Here is a 17,519-nt window from a genome sequence, read left to right on the forward strand (position 1 = left end):
TGGGGATGTGCGTTGTCGCTCCTGTTGAAGGCGTGATCGGCGGTGACTGCTGCTGCAGCGTCAGGTTCGGTGGCCCCGGCGAACTCCGGGCGGCCCCCGAATGGATCGCTGGATTCCCACAAGGTGGTGGGCGCCGAAGCCCGGACGGCCGGGATAACCTCCAGCGCGAAGCGTTCCAGGATCTCCAACTGCTGCTCGAACGGCAGCGTGGTGGGCAAGGAGATCGACTGGAGATCGTGGTTGTACAGCGAGTGGTAGCTGAGGATCTTGTCGATCACCTGTTCCGGACTGCCAACCAATGCAGGCCCCTCGGCCACTGCGTGCTGGATATCCCTGAAGGGTGAGTTATTGCCCGGGACATTCCGGCTCGCGGTCAGCCCTTCATAAACCGGCCCGTACTGGCGAATGGCTTCCTGCGTGGTGTCCGCAATGAAAACCCCGCCCGCTCCACTGCCCGAGCCCAGGTACTGGTGCCGAGGATCGTGCCCGTGGCGCTCGTACTCTTCGCGGTAGTGGTCGATCAGGACCTTGTAGTTCTCCCGGGGTTGGATGGCGTTGGCCGTGAACAGAGGATCTCCCCATTTGGCGGCGAGCGCAGCGGACGTCAGGGTTGTAGCCGAGCCGTGCCAAATCCGGGGCGAACCGGCAAAGGGGCGGGGCGTCGTCGTGGTTGGCTCGGTGAGCGCCGGCCTGAAGCGGCCGGACCAGGTGACACTTTCCTTGCGCCACAGCGTGCGCAGCAACGCGTACTTCTCGGCCAGGAGGTCCCACTGATCATCCAGGGACAGACCGAAAAGCGGGTACTGCAGGACTTCGTTGCCTTTGCCGATCACCAGTTCCAGGCGTCCCCGGCTGAGTTGATCGATGGTGGCGTAGTCCTCGGCCACGCGCACCGGATCCAGCACGGAGAGCACGGTGACACCGGTCTGGAGGCGGATGCGGCTGGTGACGGCGGCAATCGCGGCGAGGACCGTCGTCGGGGATGACGAGACGAACTCGCCGGCGTGGCGTTCCCCCACGGAGAAACTGTCGAAGCCGAGTTCCTCGGCACGGCGGGCCGTCTCCACCACCTGGTTCAATCGGTCAGCGGTGGAGACGATCTCCCCCGTCACCGGATTCTTCAGGTGGGGAATGATGTCCAGGACCTGGAACTTCATTTGCCGGTACCAAAGGTCGCTTCAGTGACCGTCTTGGATTCCGGGATGGCTTCCTCGGAGAGGCCCCAGCGTTCCAGGACCTTGCCGTAGGAACCGTCCTTGATGGTGGAGTTCAGGGCGTCGGTGATGGCCGGAGCCAGCCCGTTGCCTTTCAGGGTGGTGGCGGCAACCAGTGTTTCTGCGGGCCAGCCGGCGTTGACCTTGCCTACCACTTTGAGGTCATCCTGGGTGTTTTCGCGGTAGGTCACCGACGGGTATGGTGCCAAGTTCAGGTCGGTGCGGCCCGAGGAAAGCGCCAGGATGGTGTCGGCGTCCGATGAGTAGTACTGCAGCGTGGCCGGCGCCTTGCCCTTGTCCTCGAGTTCCTTGTTCCAGGCCAACAGGATTTTCTCCTGATTGGTGCCTGAGCCCACGGAGATCTTCAGTCCGGAAATGTCGTCCGAGCCCTTGATGTCGTACGTGGAGCTCTTCTTCGCCTCGAAACCCATGTACGCGGCGCGGTAGGTGGAGAAGTCGAACAGCTTCACACGGGCTGCGTTGATGCCCACGTTGGAGAAAACGGCCTCGAAGTCACCGGACTGGGTTTTGAGAGGCCAGTTCTCCCAGGACGTCACCTGGAGGTCCAGTTCCAGCCCAAGCTTGTCCGCCACGAGCTGGGCGATGTCCACCTCAACACCAATCGGCGTCTTGTCATCAGTGGCGTGGAAGGACAGCGGAATTGAACCCGCCGTGGTGGCAACGGTCAGTTTGCCGTCCTTGGCGATCGCTGCGGGAACCTTGGAGGTGGCAGCGGCGTCTTTCTCACCGCGGATTCGGTTCTGGTCCACGGAAGTGTTGTAAACAATGCCGTTCTTGGCAGCTTCGGACTCCGGCTGGGCGGCCGACGCTCCAGGATCGGAGCACCCGGCCAGCACCGGAAGCACGACGGCGGGAAGTACAGCGAGCGCCAGGAGTTTGCTCTTGTTGGTAGCGAGGGCGCGGGTAGTGCGAAGCATGGGGTGTCCTAGATGTTGAAGGCTGGTTCGATGACTTTGGAGAAGAAGCTGCGGGTGCGTTCCTCGCGGGGATTTGCAAAGATTTCCTGGGGCGTGCCCGACTCCACAATCTGGCCCTGGTCCATGAACACCACGGTGTCCGCCACATCCCGGGCGAAGCCCATCTCGTGCGTCACCACAATCAGGGTGGTACCGGACTTGGCCAGTTCACGGATGACGTCCAGGACCTCGTTCACCAGTTCCGGGTCCAGTGCCGAGGTTGGCTCGTCGAACAGGAGGATCTTGGGATCGAGGGCCAGCGCGCGGGCAATCGCAACGCGCTGCTGTTGGCCGCCGGAAAGCTGCCGCGGGTAGGCACCGGCGCGGTCCTTCAGACCCACACGGTCCAGGAGTTCCAGGCCGCGTTTCCGGGCTTCGGCTTTGGACCGCTTCTGCGCCACGATGGGTGCCTCGATCACGTTCTCCAAAGCGGTGAGGTGCGGGAACAGGTTGAAGCTCTGGAACACCATGCCAATGTGGGTGCGCTGCTTGAGGATGTCCTTCTCACGAAGCTCGTGGAGCTTGTTGCCGCGGACCTCGTAGCCCACCAGTTCGCCGTCGATGGTGATGTATCCGCCGTCGACTTTTTCCAAGTGGTTGATGGTGCGCAGCAGGGTGGACTTGCCGGAGCCGGACGGGCCCACGATCACGGCAACACCACCCGGCGGCACGGACAAGGAGACACCCTTGAGGACCTCGGTCGCTCCAAAGGACTTGCGGACATTGGTGATGTCCACCTGGCCGCGGGTTGCCGGCCTGTCCGCTGAGGCGGGCTGTGCCGTCGTCGTGCCGTCAGGATCGCCGGCCGATCCCGCCGGACCTGCTGTCCGGGTCTTTTCCGCGGCCTGAGCGGCAGCAGAGGAGTCTTTGCGTGCAGCGATGATGCTCATCGGGCGTCCTTCGTGGGAGAGGCAGCAACGTGGGTAGTGAAGAACTTCCGGGCCTTCTGCAACGGCGTGAGCGGCAGGGTCCGCAGGGCGCCCTTGGAGAAGTGGCGCTCAATGTAGTACTGGAAAACGCTCAGCACGGAGGTGATCACCACGTACCAGAGCGTGGCGACCAGCAGCAGGGGAAGCACCTGCTGGGTCCGGTTGTAGATGACCTGGACCGTGTAAAAGAGCTCGGAGTAAGCAAGGACGTAAACAATCGAGGTGCCCTTGACCAGGCCGATGATCTCGTTGAACGCGTTGGGCAGGATGGCCCGCATGGCTTGCGGCAGCACAATCCTTGTGGACCGCTTCCATGCCGGGATGCCCAACGCGGAGGCAGCTTCCAACTGGCCCTGGTCCACGGAGAGAATGCCGCCGCGGATGATTTCGGCGGAGTAGGCAGCCTGGTTCAGCGTGAGCCCCAGGACGGCGGCAGCGAACTGGCTGATGAGCGTGGTGGTCTGTGCCTCGAAGAAGCGGACGTCCGTGAAAGGGATGCCCAGGCTGATCTTCTCGTACAGATAGCCCAGGTTGTACCAGAGCAGAAGCTGGACCAGCAGCGGCGTGGAACGGAAGATCCAGGAGAACGTCCAAGACACCGAGACCAACAGCGGAGAGGAGGACAGACGCATGAGGGCCAGGATGAAACCGAGGACGAAGCCAAGGACACCGGAAATGGCCGTGAGCTTGAGGGTCTCGATCAGTCCGTTGACTACCGACTGGGCTGTGAACCATTCGGCCACGACGCCCCACTCCCAGCGCGGGTTGGTGACCAGCGACCACGCAATGGCCGCGACGCCGGCGGCTACCAGTACGGTGCCCACCCAACGCCAGGGGTGCCGGGCCGGAACCAACTGGTAGTCGGAGTAATCCGGGGTGGGCGGTGCAGTTTCCGCCGTGGCAGGCGGTGCGATTGCACTCATGCGCCACCTCATTTCAGATCGGTTGTTGTCTATCGGATGGCTGCCAATCTAGGGCCGCGCGAAACCCGACAGCAAGGCGGGAATTTGCACTTCTTCACTGGACTTCGCGCGGCTTCGCAGGGGTTCGCACGGCGTCACAAACCTCGTCATGAGGCGCCATGTGCGTCGGGATTTTGCGCGCCTTAACGTTGCGTGACGTGTGGTGAACGGCGGTTACCGCCGCCTCGACCGGCAGCCTGCTTCGTCCTTAGATTGGGCATCACCAACCACTGTTTTTCAGGAGATCCCATGCCGTCACGAGTACCCGCCATCGCCTTCATCGGCGGCGGCCCGCGCACGGCCGGTGTCCTCGAGCGGCTTGCAGCCAACCGGCCCGAACTTTTCGGCGGTCCCCTTCACTTGCACGTGATCGAACCCCATGAACCCGGTTCCGGGAGGATCTGGCGCTATGACCAGGATCCCGGGCTGCTGCTGAACTCCACGGCTGCGGACGTCACCATGTTCACCGATGCCTCTGTGGCCTGCGATGGTCCGTCGGTTGACGGACCCGGGCTGTCCACGTGGGCGGCAGGTGTCCTCGATGGCAGCATCCGGGACGTCCCGGCGTTGGAGCCGCACCTGCTGGACCAACTCCGGGCGCTGACGCCGGCGTCTTTTCCCACCCGGCAACTGCAGAGCAAGTACCTTGAGTGGTTCTTCCGCCGGGCGGTCAGCAACCTTGGTCCCGAAGTCACGGCGACCGTTCATCGCGACACAGCCACCGGCGTCGTGCGTTCTTCTGCGGACGGCACTGGTTCGTCTGACACGCACGACGACCATCCGCACCGCGTGCGGCTGGCTTCCGGCGCCGAGGTGGTTGCCGACGTTGTGGTTTACGCGCTGGGCCACACCGATTCCTTGACTGATCCCGAGTCCGCCCGCCTCAGTGAATTCGCTGCCCGGCACAGCGGGTTCCATGCGCCGCCGTCATACACCACGGACGTGGACTACTCCGCGATTGAAGCCGGGCAGGACGTGATCGTCTCCGGCATGGGGCTCGCCTTCGTGGACCTGATGGTGCTGCTGTTTGAGGGCCGCGGCGGCCGCTTTGAAGAAAGGCCCGACGGCGAACTGGACTACGTGCCCTCCGGCGCCGAGCCGCGGGTCTGGGCAGGTTCACGACGCGGAGTGCCGTACCACTCCAAGATCTCCTCCGTTCTGCAGGGCGAGCCGATATCCCGCCCGCGGTACTTCACGTCCTCAGCCATCGACGCCCTGCTCGCTAAGCACCAGGAACTCGATTTCCGTGCACACCTGTGGCCGTTGATCGCCAAGGACGCGGGCTACGCCTACTACCGCGAGCTGTTCACTGGCTACCCGTCACGGGTGCTGGGGACGTGGGCCGACTTTGAGTCGCGCCTCGATGCCCTTGATTGGTACAGCGCTGCCCGAGAGGAATTGGTGGCATTCTCGGTGCCGGATCCTGCTCTGCGCCTGGACCTCGAAAAGCTTGACCACCCCCTGAGCGGCTGCGCTTTCGCGGACCATAACACCGTCCAGCGCTCCGTGGCCGCCTACATCCAGAACGACCTGAACCTCCGGACCAGCCCGGACCATTCCGAGACCCTCGCCCTGTTCACCGCCCTGTTGTTCGTGTACATGGACCTCGGCCGGCTGGTTCCGCAGGAGCGGCTCAACGCACGCTCTCAGCAGACCATCCATGGTTGGTGGCACGGTTTCTTCAGTTTCGTGGACTCGGGACCGCCGGCGCACCGTCTGCGTGAAATGCTCGCACTGCACAGGGCCGGGCTCCTGAAGTTCCTGGGCCCCGGCATGTGGGTCCGCGCAGACGACTCTGTTGGCAGGTTCGTGGCCGGGACGTTCCAGTCGCCTGTGGTGGTGGATGCGTCCGCGTACATTGAGGCCAGGCTGCCTTCCGCGTCCGTGGAACGTTCTGCGAATCCCGCCTTGGCTGACCTGCACCACTCCGGATGGGGCACCGAGCAGAGGCTTCTCACGTCCGAGGGCGCCCACTCCACCGGCAAACTCCTGGTCTCCGGGAATCACGAGGTCCTGTCCCCTGTTGCTACTCCTCAGAAGGGTTTGTTCGCGGTGGGACCGTGGACGTCCGGTTGGGGTGCGGGTGCGTTTGCCCGTCCCAACACCAACGCAGCACCCTTCCGGGAAAACGACGCCCTGGCACGCCGGATCCTGTCCACAATTGCTGCCACCCGCCAGCTGACCGACGCCCTACGAAAGGCCTGACATGACAACAACGCCAACCCTGCCGACGTCGGGCCTTACCGTCCTCAGACTGCCTATGCGCGATCCCCGCGTTCGTCCGCTCCTTGACGAGCTCGCCGTCGAATACAACACCCGCTACGGGGACCTGTTCAGCAGCGAAGGAGCTGCGGAGGAACTGAACAGGTACCCGGCAGAGGAATTCGAAGCTCCGCACGGCGCGCTGATCATCATTCAGGAAAACGGCGAGTCCGTGGCCGGCGGCGCGTTCCGGCGCTACGACCAGCACACCGCTGAATTGAAGCGGATCTGGACGCACTCAGCCCATCGTCGTCGCGGTCTGGCACGGCTGGTGCTGACGGAACTGGAGAATGAAGCTCGACGCCGGGGCTATCGGAAGCTATACCTCACCACCGGGCCACGCCAGCCGGAAGCCAAGCACCTCTACCTCGCCACCGGCTACAAAGCACTGTTCGACCTCGCCGCCGACCCCGAGGACATCAAGCACTTGGCCTTCAGCAAGGATCTTCCCGTGCAGAGCTAAGCTATGCGCATGGCCAACAAACCCACCGCGACAACTGCCGAAAAACTTGCCACCATCCAGCAGGGGTACACCTTGGAAGGTGCCACTATCGAGCTGGGGGCGGCGATCGTTGACGGCGAGATCCACAAAGAGGCCCAGGTCCGGCTTCCGCTCGCCATGATGAACCGCCACGGGCTGGTGGCCGGCGCTACGGGCACCGGCAAGACGGTCACGCTGCACATGATTGCCGAGCAATTGTCTACCGCCGGTGTTCCGGTTTTCCTCGCGGACATCAAAGGTGATCTGTCAGGGCTGGCGACGCCCGCCACCGGCAGTGAGAAGCTGACCGCACGCACGTCGGCGCTGGGGCAGGAATGGTCTGCGAAGAATTTTCCGGTTGAGTTCCTCTCGCTCGGCGGGGACGGCAACGGCATCCCCGTCCGCGCCACCATCACCTCGTTCGGGCCCATCCTGCTCTCCCGCATCATGGACCTCAACGACACCCAAGAGTCCAGCCTCCAACTGATCTTCCACTTCGCGGACAAGAACAACCTGGAACTCATTGATCTTAAGGATTTGAGGGCGGTCATCCAGTTCCTCACCTCGGACGAGGGCAAGGCAGAGCTCGCAAACCTTGGCGGCCTTTCCAAAGCTACGGCCGGCGTGATCCTTCGTGAGCTGGTCACCCTTGAAGCCCAAGGTATGGAGAAGTTCTTCGGCGAGCCCGAGTTCGATACCGCAGAGCTCCTCCGCACAGCACCGGATGGCCGGGGTGTGATCAGCTGCCTCGAACTGCCCACACTGCAGACCAAACCGCTCCTCTTCTCCACGTTCCTCATGTGGCTCCTGGCCGACCTCTTCGAGGACCTGCCCGAAGCCGGCGACCTGGACAAACCCAAGCTCGTCTTCTTCCTTGACGAGGCACACCTGCTCTTCAACGGTGCGTCCAAGGCCTTCCTTGAAGCCATCACCACCACCGTCCGGCTCATCCGCTCCAAAGGCGTGGGCATCTTCTTTGTCACCCAGACACCCAAGGATGTTCCGGCAGACGTCCTCGGGCAGTTGGCCAACCGTGTCCAGCACGCCCTGCGCGCCTTCACCCCCGAAGATGCCAAGGCATTGAAGGCCACGGTGTCCACGTTCCCGGTCAGCGACTACGACCTCGAGGAGACACTCACCTCTGCAGGCATCGGCGAGGCCGTCATTACCGTGATGAATGAGAAAGGCGCACCCACCCCCGTCGCCTTGACCCGGCTCCGTGCTCCCGAGTCCGTGATGGGCCCCAGCACTGACGAACTTATCCAAAGCACCGTAGCCGCATCCTCTTTGCTGGTGAAATACGGCACCGCCGTGGACAACCTCTCCGCATACGAGAAGCTCACCGGCCAGGCAGCCGCCCCTACCGGAGACGCCGCACCCGGGTTGCCGCCAACGCCCTCTTCCGGGGATGCCGGGGCTTCGGGTGCCTCCGGGGCTTCACAGGGCGACATCGACGCCGAAGCGCGCCGGATCGAAGAGGAAATCCTCGGCCGTCCCAGTTCACGTTCCTCGTCGCCTGAGTCATTCCCGGCACCGTCTGCTCCTCCCGCTCCGGCTCCCGCGCCGCAGTCATCCCCGCAGGAAGGGATGTTCGGTGACATCGCTGGTGCCCTCGGTGGAGCGCTGGGTGGCGGGCTCAAGAGCATGGCCCGATCCATGGGAACGCAACTTGGCCGCGACCTCATGCGCGGGGTTTTCGGCACGTCCTCGCGGCGTCGCCGCTAGTCCTGTGTGACGGCCGAAACCACGACGCCGGGTGGCAGCAATCCCTGCTGCCACCCGGCGTCGGGCCTTCTCCAATCGGTGGATATAAGTCGTTCCGAGGCCTTCGTGCACGGCGTTGGCTGCTGCGGCAGGTAACGTAAAGGGCGTGCAGTTGAGTCAAGCGTTCGTCAAGACCGCAGCCGGATGGCTGCTCGGTCTGATGCTTGCTGCCGCCGGAGCCATCGTGTGCATCAACCTGGTGAGCTCCTCTGTGGCCAGTCCGCAGCAGCCTGTCAAGGAGTACTTGGAGGCCATCCAGAAGGGCGAAGGCGAAGAAGCGCTGGGCCTGCTACGCGCCAAAGTCCCCAGTGCGAACGCCGCCATGCTGGACGGCACAGCACTGCAAACGGCAGCCTCCAAGATGTCCGATATCAAGGTGGGAAACCCTGAAGCCCGGGGCAGCAACCGGACGGCCGTGCCGGTGGACTACACCCTTGATGGCAGCCGTCTACACACGGAATTCCTGATGGAACGGACCGGGACCCAGTGGCTGTTCTTCGCCAAATGGGCCTTCGTGCCCACCACGCTTCCCACCATAGAAGTCACCGTGGTCAATTCCAGCGAGGCCACCCTCAACGGCGTACCCGTGAACATGCCCAACGGGCGCAACAACTTCGCCGTCTTCTTCCCCGGCAAGTACGAGGCAAGCCTGAACGGCACCTACTTCGAAGCCCCGGCCGCGTCGGCCCTTGTTTCAACGCGCGACGGCGGACAGGCGCCCCTGAACCTGCAGACGCGGTCCACCAAGGCCATGAATGAGGCCGTGGGGGGCAAAGTCCGGGAGTTCCTGGACACGTGTGCCGCCCAAGCCACCGAGCAGCAGCGCCTGCAGCCCGATTGCCCGTTCTATCACGCCAGCAATGCCCGCGTGGTGGACGGAACCATCAAGTGGGCCATCACCGAGTACCCCAAGATCACCATTGAGCCGTTCGGCGGCAAGTGGGTAGTGGCCCCACTCAACGGCAAGGCCACACTGACCGCCCGGGAAATCAACCTCTTCACAGGCTTCGTCAACGACCTCAACATAGAGCACGATTTCAGCTTCACCACCCAGCTGGACGTAGGCGCAGACACCGTCACAGTCACCCCTATGCTGACCTTCTGATCCTTCGGCCCCTGCCGCGTCAGGCTGAACTGGCCCAGTTTCCATCCCCAAATCCCGCGATCAATGGCGGTGGTGGCAAGAGAGCCTCCCTAAAATGGGCTAGTTCGACCACATCCGAGCCGGCCCACGAAGAAGAACTTCACGCACATGCCGGAGCATACTCTCTGGCGCGTACACCACATCGTCATAGAAGAACCTCAGCACCAGCATTCCTTGCCTGATTGCTTCGTTGTCCCGCCGGCGGTCTTTCTTGAACTGACGCGGTTCCAGATGGAAAGCAATGCCGTCGATTTCAACTATGAGGAAGCCTTCAAGGAGAAAGTCGACGATTCCTACGCCGTCGATCCAGACCTGGGTCTCGGTGCGGATACCGACATCGCGAAACAGGACCCGTGCCAGGGTTTCCAGAAGGGACCCTGGGCCCCTGTCCACCTTTGCCAGAACACCGCGGGCCTGGCCACCCCGGTTGCCCAGTAAATGACGGCGTAGATACCCGAGCCCGATGTCGCCGCGAATGTATGCGCTCTCCACCATCACCAGCGCTTCCAACGGAGGCAGACAGAGAAGTGCGTGCAGGAGGACATCCGGCAGGGCGACATACGGCTCGTTCGGTCGAGGTTGGGACAGGGGCAAGCGGTGGCTGATGCACCCAGCTGCACGTCTGCCGTTGCTCTGCCAGTAGTGGGGCTCGGCGGGTTTGTGAAGTAACCACAGGTCATAGCGGCTGGCAGCTGATGCGCAGGTGAGCAGCGACCTCGCTTTGACTGCTGCAACAGATGCCGGATCCGCGCCCGGAAGACGCAGCACTCCGCGTTCGACGCGCAGGACGCTTCCTGCCCGCAACGCAGATCGAATCGCCGCGTCGCTGGCACCCTGATCCTGGACCTGCCGGGTCAGGGCCGCCCCGCCTAATCGTCGCAGGGCTTCCGCGGGTTCCATCCCTCCAGCCTGCCGTTCCAACCAAGGGGCCGGCACTGCCGAAGTGGGCTATGTGGACAATCTGCAGCTCCAGAGCGGCCCTTTATTGACGACTCCCGCAGCATAAAAATGGCCCGGGCAACCCCCTGAGAGGTCATACCCGGGCCATTCCAACCTAGTGGGGCTTAGTCCATGCCGCGCAGGTCCAGCACCAGCTCGGACTCACCATCGGCCTGCAGGACTACGGGAATGCCCCAGTCCTGCTGGTAGAGGTGGCAAGCCGCGTGGTCCGGGATTTCGCCGTCCTCAGTCTCGGGACCATCGCATGCCGCCGCTCGGGCGGTGATATGCAGGATGCCCTCAGGAACATCGGCAGACAGCTCAAGGGTGCGCAGCAAACCCACCGAGGTACCACCGCCGGAGACCAGAAGTTCCGGTGGGGTGGAGGAAATCTTCAGCTGCGTGGGGTCGCCCCAACGATCGTCCAGCTTCTGGCCGGTGGGAGCCTTGAAACGTACCGCGAGCTCAAGGTTGCCTGGGGTCACCGGGCTCTTGGGACGGTGCGTTTGCGATGCTCCCTCATCCACCTGCAGGGCTTCCTTGGGAATGGGAACCAAGACCAGTTGGTGCTTGTTCGACTCCACCACCACAAGGAGCGGGTCACTGCCTTCAACCTGAACCACGACGACGTCGCTCGGTTCCGCAAGGCCCCTCGCCAAGGTAGATACCGACTTGGTGGAGGGGTCGTAGCGCCGCACGGCACCGTTGTAGGTGTCTGCGATGGCCACGGAATTGTCCGGCAGAACCGTCACGCCCAACGGGTGCTGCAGGCGTGCGTCATCGGCCCCGCCATCGCGGAACCCGAAATCGAACAGGCCCTTGCCCACAGCAGTTTCCACGGTCACACCGGAATCGCCCACCACCAGGCGACGCAAGGACGACGTCTCCGAGTCAGCCACCCAAATGTTGTCTTCCCCATCAATGGCCAAACCGGACGACTGGGCGAACCAGGCTTCCTCCGCTTTGCCGTCCAGCAGGCCTTCCAGTCCGGAGCCGGCGAGGATGGAAACCTCGTTGGCCAGGGGGTCGAAGGCGAAAATCTGATGGGTTCCCGCCATGGCGATGACTACGCGCTGCAGCTTTTCGCTCCAGACCACGTCCCACGGTGAGGACAGTGAAACCTCGGTGCCCAAACCCAGCGCCCCAACATCGATCGCGTCGGCAGCGAAGTCAGCCGGGCCGCCGTCGTGATGTTCAGACCACGTTCCGGCACCGGTGTCCGTCACCCGGGCGGGACCGGCGTCGAGCAGCCGCTGTACACCGTTGCCGGCGAGAGTCTGTACGTAGCCGGAGCTCAGCGTGACGCCACGCAGGCGATGATTGACGGTGTCGGCAACCACTGCGTCGTAGCCGAGCTTCCACGCCAGCTCCGACGGCAGAAGGGTCACGCCCTGGGGCTCGTTGAACTGTGCAATCTCCGATTGTCCGTCCAGGAACCCCTTGGAGCCGGAGCCGATGATGCGCTCCACGGTTTCAAGATCGGGGCGGAGCTCCACCAGCCGATGATGACCGGAATCCACTACAAGGTAGTTGCCGTTGGCGAGCTGGGTGGCTTTTCCGGGGAACCGCAAAGTGCCCGACGTCGGCTCCGGAGCCACGTACGGTCCGTTGCCTCGGTGGAGGGTTCCCTTGGCTTCGTGCTCGGCCACGAGTTCCTCCAGGAGGACAGCGAGGCCGCCCGCGTGGCCCTCACCGGAGAGGTGAGCCACAATGTAGCCCTCGGGGTCGATGACCACCAGTGTGGGCCAGGCGCGGGCGGTGTACGCCTTCCACGTTGCCAGCTCGGGATCATCCAGAACCGGGTGGTGGATTTCGTAGCGTTCAACGGCAGATGCCAGCGCAACGGGATCCGCTTCGTGTTCGAACTTGGGCGAATGCACGCCAACCGTCACCAGGACGTCCGAGTACTTTTCCTCGAGCGGGCGCAGCTCGTCCAGCACGTGCAGGCAGTTGATGCAGCAGAAGGTCCAGAAGTCCAGCAGCACGATCTTGCCGCGCAAGGACTCGAGGTCGAGGGATTTCCCGCCCGTGTTGAGCCAGCCGCGGCCCTCCAGTTCGGAGGCCCGGACCCGGTGTTGGGTACGTACGGTTTCGCTCATCAGCGTCCTTCCAGCTTGGTGTTCGGTTCGGTCTGCCCGGAAGAGTCCGTGGTGGCGCGTTCAGCGTTGCTGCGTTCCGCTTGGGGCTCCTTGGATGCTTGGGCGGTTCGATGAGTCATCTTGGCATCGCGGTCAGCGAGCCGGGCAAACATATCGTTGTAAGCACTGAGATCGGCGTCGTTATTCCTGTCGGCCGCTCGATCTACCCGGCGGGTCTCCCGTTCGTCCGAACGGGACCACATCACTGCGACGCCAATTGCCACCAGCAAGGTGGGGACCTCGCCGATGCCCCATGCCACCGCACCACCCAGTTGCTGGTCTCCAATGGCCGAGGGACCCCACGCCCTGCCCAGGTTTCCAAAGTAGTCGGCAGCCAGCAGTCCGGTGCCACCCATGATGGCCACACCGAAGAACGCGTGGAAGCCCATAGTGGCCAATAGGAGAAGCAGGCGCATGGGGTAGGGGGCGCGGCGAGGAAGAGGGTCGCTACCGATCATGGTCAGCACAAAGATGTAGCCGGTCAGAAGGAAGTGCACGTTCATGAGCTCATGGCCCACATGCTCGCGCATCGCGAGGCTGAACAGGTCCGAGTAGTAGAACAGGACGATCGAGCCCGCAAAGTTGGCAGCGGCAAACAAAGGGTGCGTCACGATCTGCGAGAACTTCGAATGCACAAACAGCAGCAGCCACTCGCGCAGACCCCGCGACCCGTGAGTGCCTTCACCCCGGGCCGGCAGGGCCCGCAAGGCAAGGGTCACAGGGGAACCAAGGACCAGGAAGATGGGAGCCACCATGGTGAGGGCCATGTGATCCACCATGTGGGCAGAGAACAGCACGCGTCCGTAAACGGCGGGTGGACCCGACGTTATGTACGTAAGTACCACCAGCCCTATGAGCCAGTTCACCGACCGGAACCACGACCACTTGTCGCCACGCTTAAGGACCTTGATGATGCCAAGGATGTAGGAAACAGCACCGAACAGCGCGACGCCTACCCACAGCCAGTCAAAGCGCCATTCAGTCAACCAGCGTTCCGGTGTGAGCTCAGGTGGGAGCTCGTAGCCGGAGAGGATGAACGACGGCGAGGCATCGGGGGCGTAGGTGGTGGGCTGCGGCGGCGCCGAGCGTCCGAGCGCAACGGCGAGTCCCGACGTCGCGCCCATCACCAGCAGCTCAACCAAAACGAGCTGCCACAGCACCCGGCGGGCAGACATGGAACCGTTCTTGCCAAGCTGCGGGATAACCCACTGGCGGTGCATGAAGCCAATACCACCCAGCACCAGCGTGGCTAGGGACTTGGCGATAATGAGCTGGCCATAGGCCGAGCCGAAAAGGTCAGCGGGGTTTGTCACGCGGATGGCGGCGTTGATGACACCGGAGGCGAACACCAGGACAAAGGCGAACCCGGCCAGCGCTGAGAAGCGGCGCAGGGTTTGCTCGGTGATGTCCGGTGTTCCCTTGCTCCTGGAACCCGTGAGAATGCCGGAAAGGACCGCGAGCATGATGATGCCGCCCACCCACGTGGATACACCCACCAGGTGGAGGCCCAGGGAATTGATGGCCCCCTCATGATCGCTTGAACTGGAGGAGTGACCGATCAGGGCTGTGGGAATCAGGCCGATCAGGGCTAACAGGAGCGTGAACGCCAGACCCGTTAGGGACCGGACGCCGAACAGCGCAGTGGTGACCACGGCGGCGATGATGGTGACCGCGAGCCACGCCTTCCCGGTCTCAATGTCCGTCATGAAGTAAACCAGGGAGCGCGTGAACTCCGCATCTCCGGAGAGCCCCTGCCCTGCGACGTCTGCGTACGTCAGTACGAGGACCGCAACGGCGGACAAAGTCCATGCTGCCCCGGCTGCCGCCGCAACGGCTAAGGCCCGTGCGAAGGCCGGATGTTCCGGTGCGTCAATGTCCTTCTCACGGGACCGGGATCCGCCGATGTTCTTGGGCAGGATACCGACGGCAAAGATCAGGCCGCCAACCACCGTTGCAACAGACACATTGTGAATGGCTTTCGCGATGGGGAGGCCCCACCGGACCAATGCGCCGGGGTCCGAAACCTGCCGCGCAGCTGAGGCACCGGAGAAGATGAGGGCCGCTGCGAGAGCCAGGAAGAGCGCCGCCAGTCCGGCCAGTTGCCACGGCAAGGAAATGCCCGCGACTGTGGTGCCTCCCCGCGCTCCCGGTTTGGGAACAGGCGAAGGGGCAGTAGCGGAGCTTCTTGCTGATGGCACTTATCCATTGTCCGCTACCTGCCGCCGGGCTGCGAATCGGAAGAGGCGCTATGTGCATTAACTAACAAAAGGGACGGCAACCAGTAGGTTGCCGTCCCTTCAAGGCGTTCGCCGAAGAGTAATTACTTCTTCTTGGCGACAGCAGCCTTCAGCTTGGAGCCAGCGGTCAGCTTGACGCTGTGGCCGGCGGCGATCTGGATGGTTTCGCCGGTCTGCGGGTTACGGCCGGTGCGAGCTGCACGGTCGGTGCGCTCAACTGCGAGCCAGCCCGGGATGGTGATCTTTTCGCCAGCGGCGACAGAAGTCTCGAAAACTTCGAACAGTGCATCGAGCACGGAGTTGACTGCTGCCTGGCTGGTGCCAGCCTTGCCTGCTACCTCTGCAACGAGTTCACTACGGTTCTTAGCCATTTACGTCCTCCTGGACTCATACGTTTTTGAGCTTTCAAGCGGAATGCGAGCAAGCCACTGTTCGAAAACTTACCAGCTTGGGCTGGCATGGCCAGCAAATTCCGCGTGTTTCCGCGCCTTTTTGACCAATATCACCGGATTTTCGGGGTTTTTAGGAGTGCTTTACGCCCTTGGCGTACCCTACGGCGTTGGCTGGAGGCACAAGCGGGCACTCCGCCGGCCGCTGCTGGTTAGAACAGAATGCGTTGGAACAACACATGATCCTGCCACTCACCGGCTATCTGGAGGTATGACGGCGCTACCCCAATACGGTCGAAACCGGACCGTTTCAAGACGGCTTGGGAGGCCGCGTTGTGGGCAAGCGTAGCGGCCTGGATGCGATGGAGGCCGAGTTCCTGGGTGGCCATATTTACGACGGCGGCTACCGCAGCTGACGCTATACCCTTGCCGGCGCAGGCCACATCTACCCAGTAGCCGAGGTTGGCATTCAAGAAGGGCCCCCGGACGATTCCGGAGAGCGTGATCATCCCGAAGATTCCCTGTGCTGTGGTCAAAACCCATGGAACCTCTGTGCCCTGTTCATAGAGGTTCAGCTTGCCCTGCATTACCGTCGCCTGACCCGCGGTGCTGAAGAACTCGTCAGCCCTGACTGGCTCCCACGGTGCCAGGTGATCACGGTTCCGCCGATATGCAGCGGCCAGGCTGGACGCATCCGAGGCTTCCAGCGGGCGCAGGAGGAGCTGAGCGGTGCCTTCGCCCGCTGATGCAATGTCCAGGTTTCGCGTGAGAATCATCCCTGGACTCTACCGGTGGTCACCCGTTGCGATTGCGTACGATTCGGCGGAGTGGTAGCTTTCCCGTGATCGTGTTTTTTCGACAGGAGGTGAGACCCATGAACGCAGTATCCACAGTGGGCGCTCCCCTGTCCACGATCCCGCGGCTGAGCTAGTCGCCACTGGGAGCGCCAGACAGGCAATTCGCGAAAGGCGACTCCCATGAAGACCACATCTTCCTTTTCACACTTGACCGCGCCCTCTGAACAGCCGGGTTTCGGCCAGTCGGCATCTCCCCAACCCCACCCAACAGTTGACGCCTCACAGAGGGTGCCTTCCGGCCAGCGGGCGCTGATCCTCGGCGGAGGCGGGTCCACAGGCAATGCATGGCTAATCGGCGTCGTCGCCGGCCTTTTCGACGCCGGGTTGGACGTGACCGCTGCGGACCTCACCGTTGGCACTTCAGCGGGTTCGACGGCGGCGGCCCAGTTGGCGGGGTCAACCCCCGCTGAGCTTTTTGATGACATCCTCGCCGCGGCCCCGCGGAAACCCGTCGGGGTGGATGGTTCCGCTTCCAACCGCACCGCTCCTGCTCAGCCCGTTGGCGAGCACAACAAAGCCCGAGCCGTGACCGACCATATGGAACGAACCAGCAAAATCCTGGAGGACTCGACGGACATGACCGATATGCGACGCCGAATGGGCGCCGCGGCAATGGACATGGCCGCGGCAATGGACGGCTCAAGTGCACGCTGGCGGGCCACCGTCGCGGCCCGGCTGCCCCATAAGGAATGGCCGGAACGACCGGTGCTCCTCACAGCGGTTGACGCCCGCACCGGTAAACCGCTGGTGTTCGACCGCCACAGCGGAGTGGAGTTGGTTGATGCTGTGGCCGCCAGCTGTGCCAGCGGCTTCGCTTACGGTATCGGCACCAATCACTATATCGACGGCGGCTACCGAACAAACGCCGATAATGCCGACCTCGCGGCCGGGTACAGCCGCGTACTGGTGCTTTCACCGTTTGGGGGCCGGACACGGACTCCGATGGAGTGGGGCATGCACTTATCCGCACAGGTAGACGAACTATGCCGCAGCGGCAGCAGAGTTGAGACGGTCTTCCCGGACAGCAAAGCCGAGCACATGTTCGGTGTCAATGCGATGGATTTCTCGCTCCGGTCGGCAGCTGCCCAAGCAGGCTTCGATCAGGGCCGGGATCTGGCTGGTCCGCTCAGTGAGTTCTGGGGCTGACCTGATGCCAGCCAGCCGCGACTGACGGGTTGTTACAACTGTCAGATGCGGCTGGCCTTTAAATGCGGGGAGCCCCGACC

13 protein-coding genes and 1 pseudogene are annotated in these 17,519 nt (G+C 63.1%); 5 read left to right on the plus strand and 9 right to left on the minus strand.

Going from position 1 to position 17,519, the window contains the following annotated elements:
- Nucleotides 1-5: 5 nt before the first annotated feature.
- From J7I86_RS13845 to J7I86_RS13860, 4 genes and pseudogenes are all read right to left on the minus strand, one after another.
- Nucleotides 6-1,157, minus strand: a pseudogene (locus J7I86_RS13845) (LLM class flavin-dependent oxidoreductase); the annotation flags it as partial.
- A complete protein-coding gene (locus tag J7I86_RS13850; RefSeq protein ID WP_214820688.1) occupies nucleotides 1,154-2,152 on the minus strand; it encodes an ABC transporter substrate-binding protein in 999 nt (332 codons plus the stop codon). The pseudogene J7I86_RS13845 and the gene J7I86_RS13850, both read right to left, overlap by 4 nt.
- Before the next feature lie 8 nt (nucleotides 2,153-2,160).
- Nucleotides 2,161-3,081, minus strand: coding sequence for an amino acid ABC transporter ATP-binding protein (locus J7I86_RS13855; RefSeq protein ID WP_286179748.1), 921 nt, complete (start codon nucleotides 3,079-3,081; stop codon nucleotides 2,161-2,163).
- Nucleotides 3,078-4,043 carry an amino acid ABC transporter permease gene (locus J7I86_RS13860; RefSeq protein WP_181152010.1) on the minus strand — a complete coding sequence of 322 codons (966 nt, stop codon included), beginning with the start codon at nucleotides 4,041-4,043 and terminating at the stop codon, nucleotides 3,078-3,080. Before J7I86_RS13860 ends, J7I86_RS13855 begins: the two co-directional genes overlap by 4 nt.
- Before the next feature lie 288 nt (nucleotides 4,044-4,331).
- Between J7I86_RS13860 and J7I86_RS13865 the strand changes: the two genes are divergently transcribed.
- The 4 genes from J7I86_RS13865 (at nucleotide 4,332) to J7I86_RS13880 (ending at nucleotide 9,694) form a co-directional block, all read left to right on the plus strand.
- Nucleotides 4,332-6,287 carry an FAD/NAD(P)-binding domain-containing protein gene (locus J7I86_RS13865; protein WP_214820691.1) on the plus strand — a complete coding sequence of 652 codons (1,956 nt, stop codon included), beginning with the start codon at nucleotides 4,332-4,334 and terminating at the stop codon, nucleotides 6,285-6,287.
- A 1-nt stretch (nucleotide 6,288) separates the two neighbouring features.
- Nucleotides 6,289-6,807: a GNAT family N-acetyltransferase gene (locus J7I86_RS13870; protein WP_214820693.1), complete on the plus strand. Its 519-nt coding sequence runs from the start codon at nucleotides 6,289-6,291 to the stop codon at nucleotides 6,805-6,807.
- 3 nt (nucleotides 6,808-6,810) lie between these two features.
- Nucleotides 6,811-8,550 carry a helicase HerA-like domain-containing protein gene (locus J7I86_RS13875; protein WP_214820696.1) on the plus strand — a complete coding sequence of 580 codons (1,740 nt, stop codon included), beginning with the start codon at nucleotides 6,811-6,813 and terminating at the stop codon, nucleotides 8,548-8,550.
- A 115-nt stretch (nucleotides 8,551-8,665) separates the two neighbouring features.
- Entirely contained in the window at nucleotides 8,666-9,694 is a 1,029-nt protein-coding gene (locus tag J7I86_RS13880; protein WP_214820698.1) for a hypothetical protein, read from the plus strand.
- Between the two features lie 99 nt (nucleotides 9,695-9,793).
- On the opposite strand, the gene J7I86_RS13885 is transcribed toward J7I86_RS13880, so the two are convergent.
- The 5 genes from J7I86_RS13885 to J7I86_RS13905 form a co-directional block, all read right to left on the minus strand.
- Entirely contained in the window at nucleotides 9,794-10,633 is an 840-nt protein-coding gene (locus J7I86_RS13885; RefSeq protein WP_214820700.1) for a DUF559 domain-containing protein, read from the minus strand.
- Nucleotides 10,634-10,797: 164 nt separating this feature from the next.
- Nucleotides 10,798-12,771 carry an NHL domain-containing thioredoxin family protein gene (locus J7I86_RS13890; protein WP_214820702.1) on the minus strand — a complete coding sequence of 658 codons (1,974 nt, stop codon included), beginning with the start codon at nucleotides 12,769-12,771 and terminating at the stop codon, nucleotides 10,798-10,800.
- Nucleotides 12,771-15,008, minus strand: a complete 2,238-nt coding sequence (locus tag J7I86_RS13895; protein WP_396019880.1) for a cytochrome c oxidase assembly protein — start codon at nucleotides 15,006-15,008, stop codon at nucleotides 12,771-12,773. The genes J7I86_RS13890 and J7I86_RS13895 overlap by 1 nt, the downstream gene beginning before the upstream one ends.
- Nucleotides 15,009-15,130: 122 nt before the next feature.
- Complete coding sequence (locus J7I86_RS13900) at nucleotides 15,131-15,418, minus strand: HU family DNA-binding protein (protein WP_011776355.1); 288 nt, start codon at nucleotides 15,416-15,418, stop codon at nucleotides 15,131-15,133.
- A gap of 230 nt (nucleotides 15,419-15,648) precedes the next feature.
- Nucleotides 15,649-16,212, minus strand: coding sequence for a GNAT family N-acetyltransferase (locus J7I86_RS13905; protein ID WP_214820704.1), 564 nt, complete (start codon nucleotides 16,210-16,212; stop codon nucleotides 15,649-15,651).
- 201 nt (nucleotides 16,213-16,413) lie between these two features.
- Here J7I86_RS13905 and J7I86_RS13910 point away from each other — a divergent pair, with 201 nt between their 5' ends.
- Nucleotides 16,414-17,439, plus strand: a complete 1,026-nt coding sequence (locus J7I86_RS13910) for a patatin-like phospholipase family protein (protein WP_214820706.1) — start codon at nucleotides 16,414-16,416, stop codon at nucleotides 17,437-17,439.
- Nucleotides 17,440-17,519 lie beyond the last annotated feature (80 nt).

The organism is Arthrobacter sp. ISL-95 (assembly GCF_018613695.1).
In the GTDB taxonomy this organism is placed as follows: Bacteria; Actinomycetota; Actinomycetes; order Actinomycetales; family Micrococcaceae; genus Arthrobacter.

Coding starts and splice junctions, on each gene's coding strand:
- J7I86_RS13900 (WP_011776355.1), bottom strand. CDS start 15,418: ATGGCTAAGAACCGTAGTGAACTCGTTGCAGAGGTAGCAGGCAAGGCT.
- J7I86_RS13860 (WP_181152010.1), bottom strand. CDS start 4,043: ATGAGTGCAATCGCACCGCCTGCCACGGCGGAAACTGCACCGCCCACC.
- J7I86_RS13850 (WP_214820688.1), bottom strand. CDS start 2,152: ATGCTTCGCACTACCCGCGCCCTCGCTACCAACAAGAGCAAACTCCTG.
- J7I86_RS13890 (WP_214820702.1), bottom strand. CDS start 12,771: ATGAGCGAAACCGTACGTACCCAACACCGGGTCCGGGCCTCCGAACTG.
- J7I86_RS13865 (WP_214820691.1), top strand. CDS start 4,332: ATGCCGTCACGAGTACCCGCCATCGCCTTCATCGGCGGCGGCCCGCGC.
- J7I86_RS13910 (WP_214820706.1), top strand. CDS start 16,414: ATGAAGACCACATCTTCCTTTTCACACTTGACCGCGCCCTCTGAACAG.
- J7I86_RS13905 (WP_214820704.1), bottom strand. CDS start 16,212: ATGATTCTCACGCGAAACCTGGACATTGCATCAGCGGGCGAAGGCACC.
- J7I86_RS13885 (WP_214820700.1), bottom strand. CDS start 10,633: ATGGAACCCGCGGAAGCCCTGCGACGATTAGGCGGGGCGGCCCTGACC.
- J7I86_RS13855 (WP_286179748.1), bottom strand. CDS start 3,081: ATGAGCATCATCGCTGCACGCAAAGACTCCTCTGCTGCCGCTCAGGCC.
- J7I86_RS13870 (WP_214820693.1), top strand. CDS start 6,289: ATGACAACAACGCCAACCCTGCCGACGTCGGGCCTTACCGTCCTCAGA.
- J7I86_RS13875 (WP_214820696.1), top strand. CDS start 6,811: ATGCGCATGGCCAACAAACCCACCGCGACAACTGCCGAAAAACTTGCC.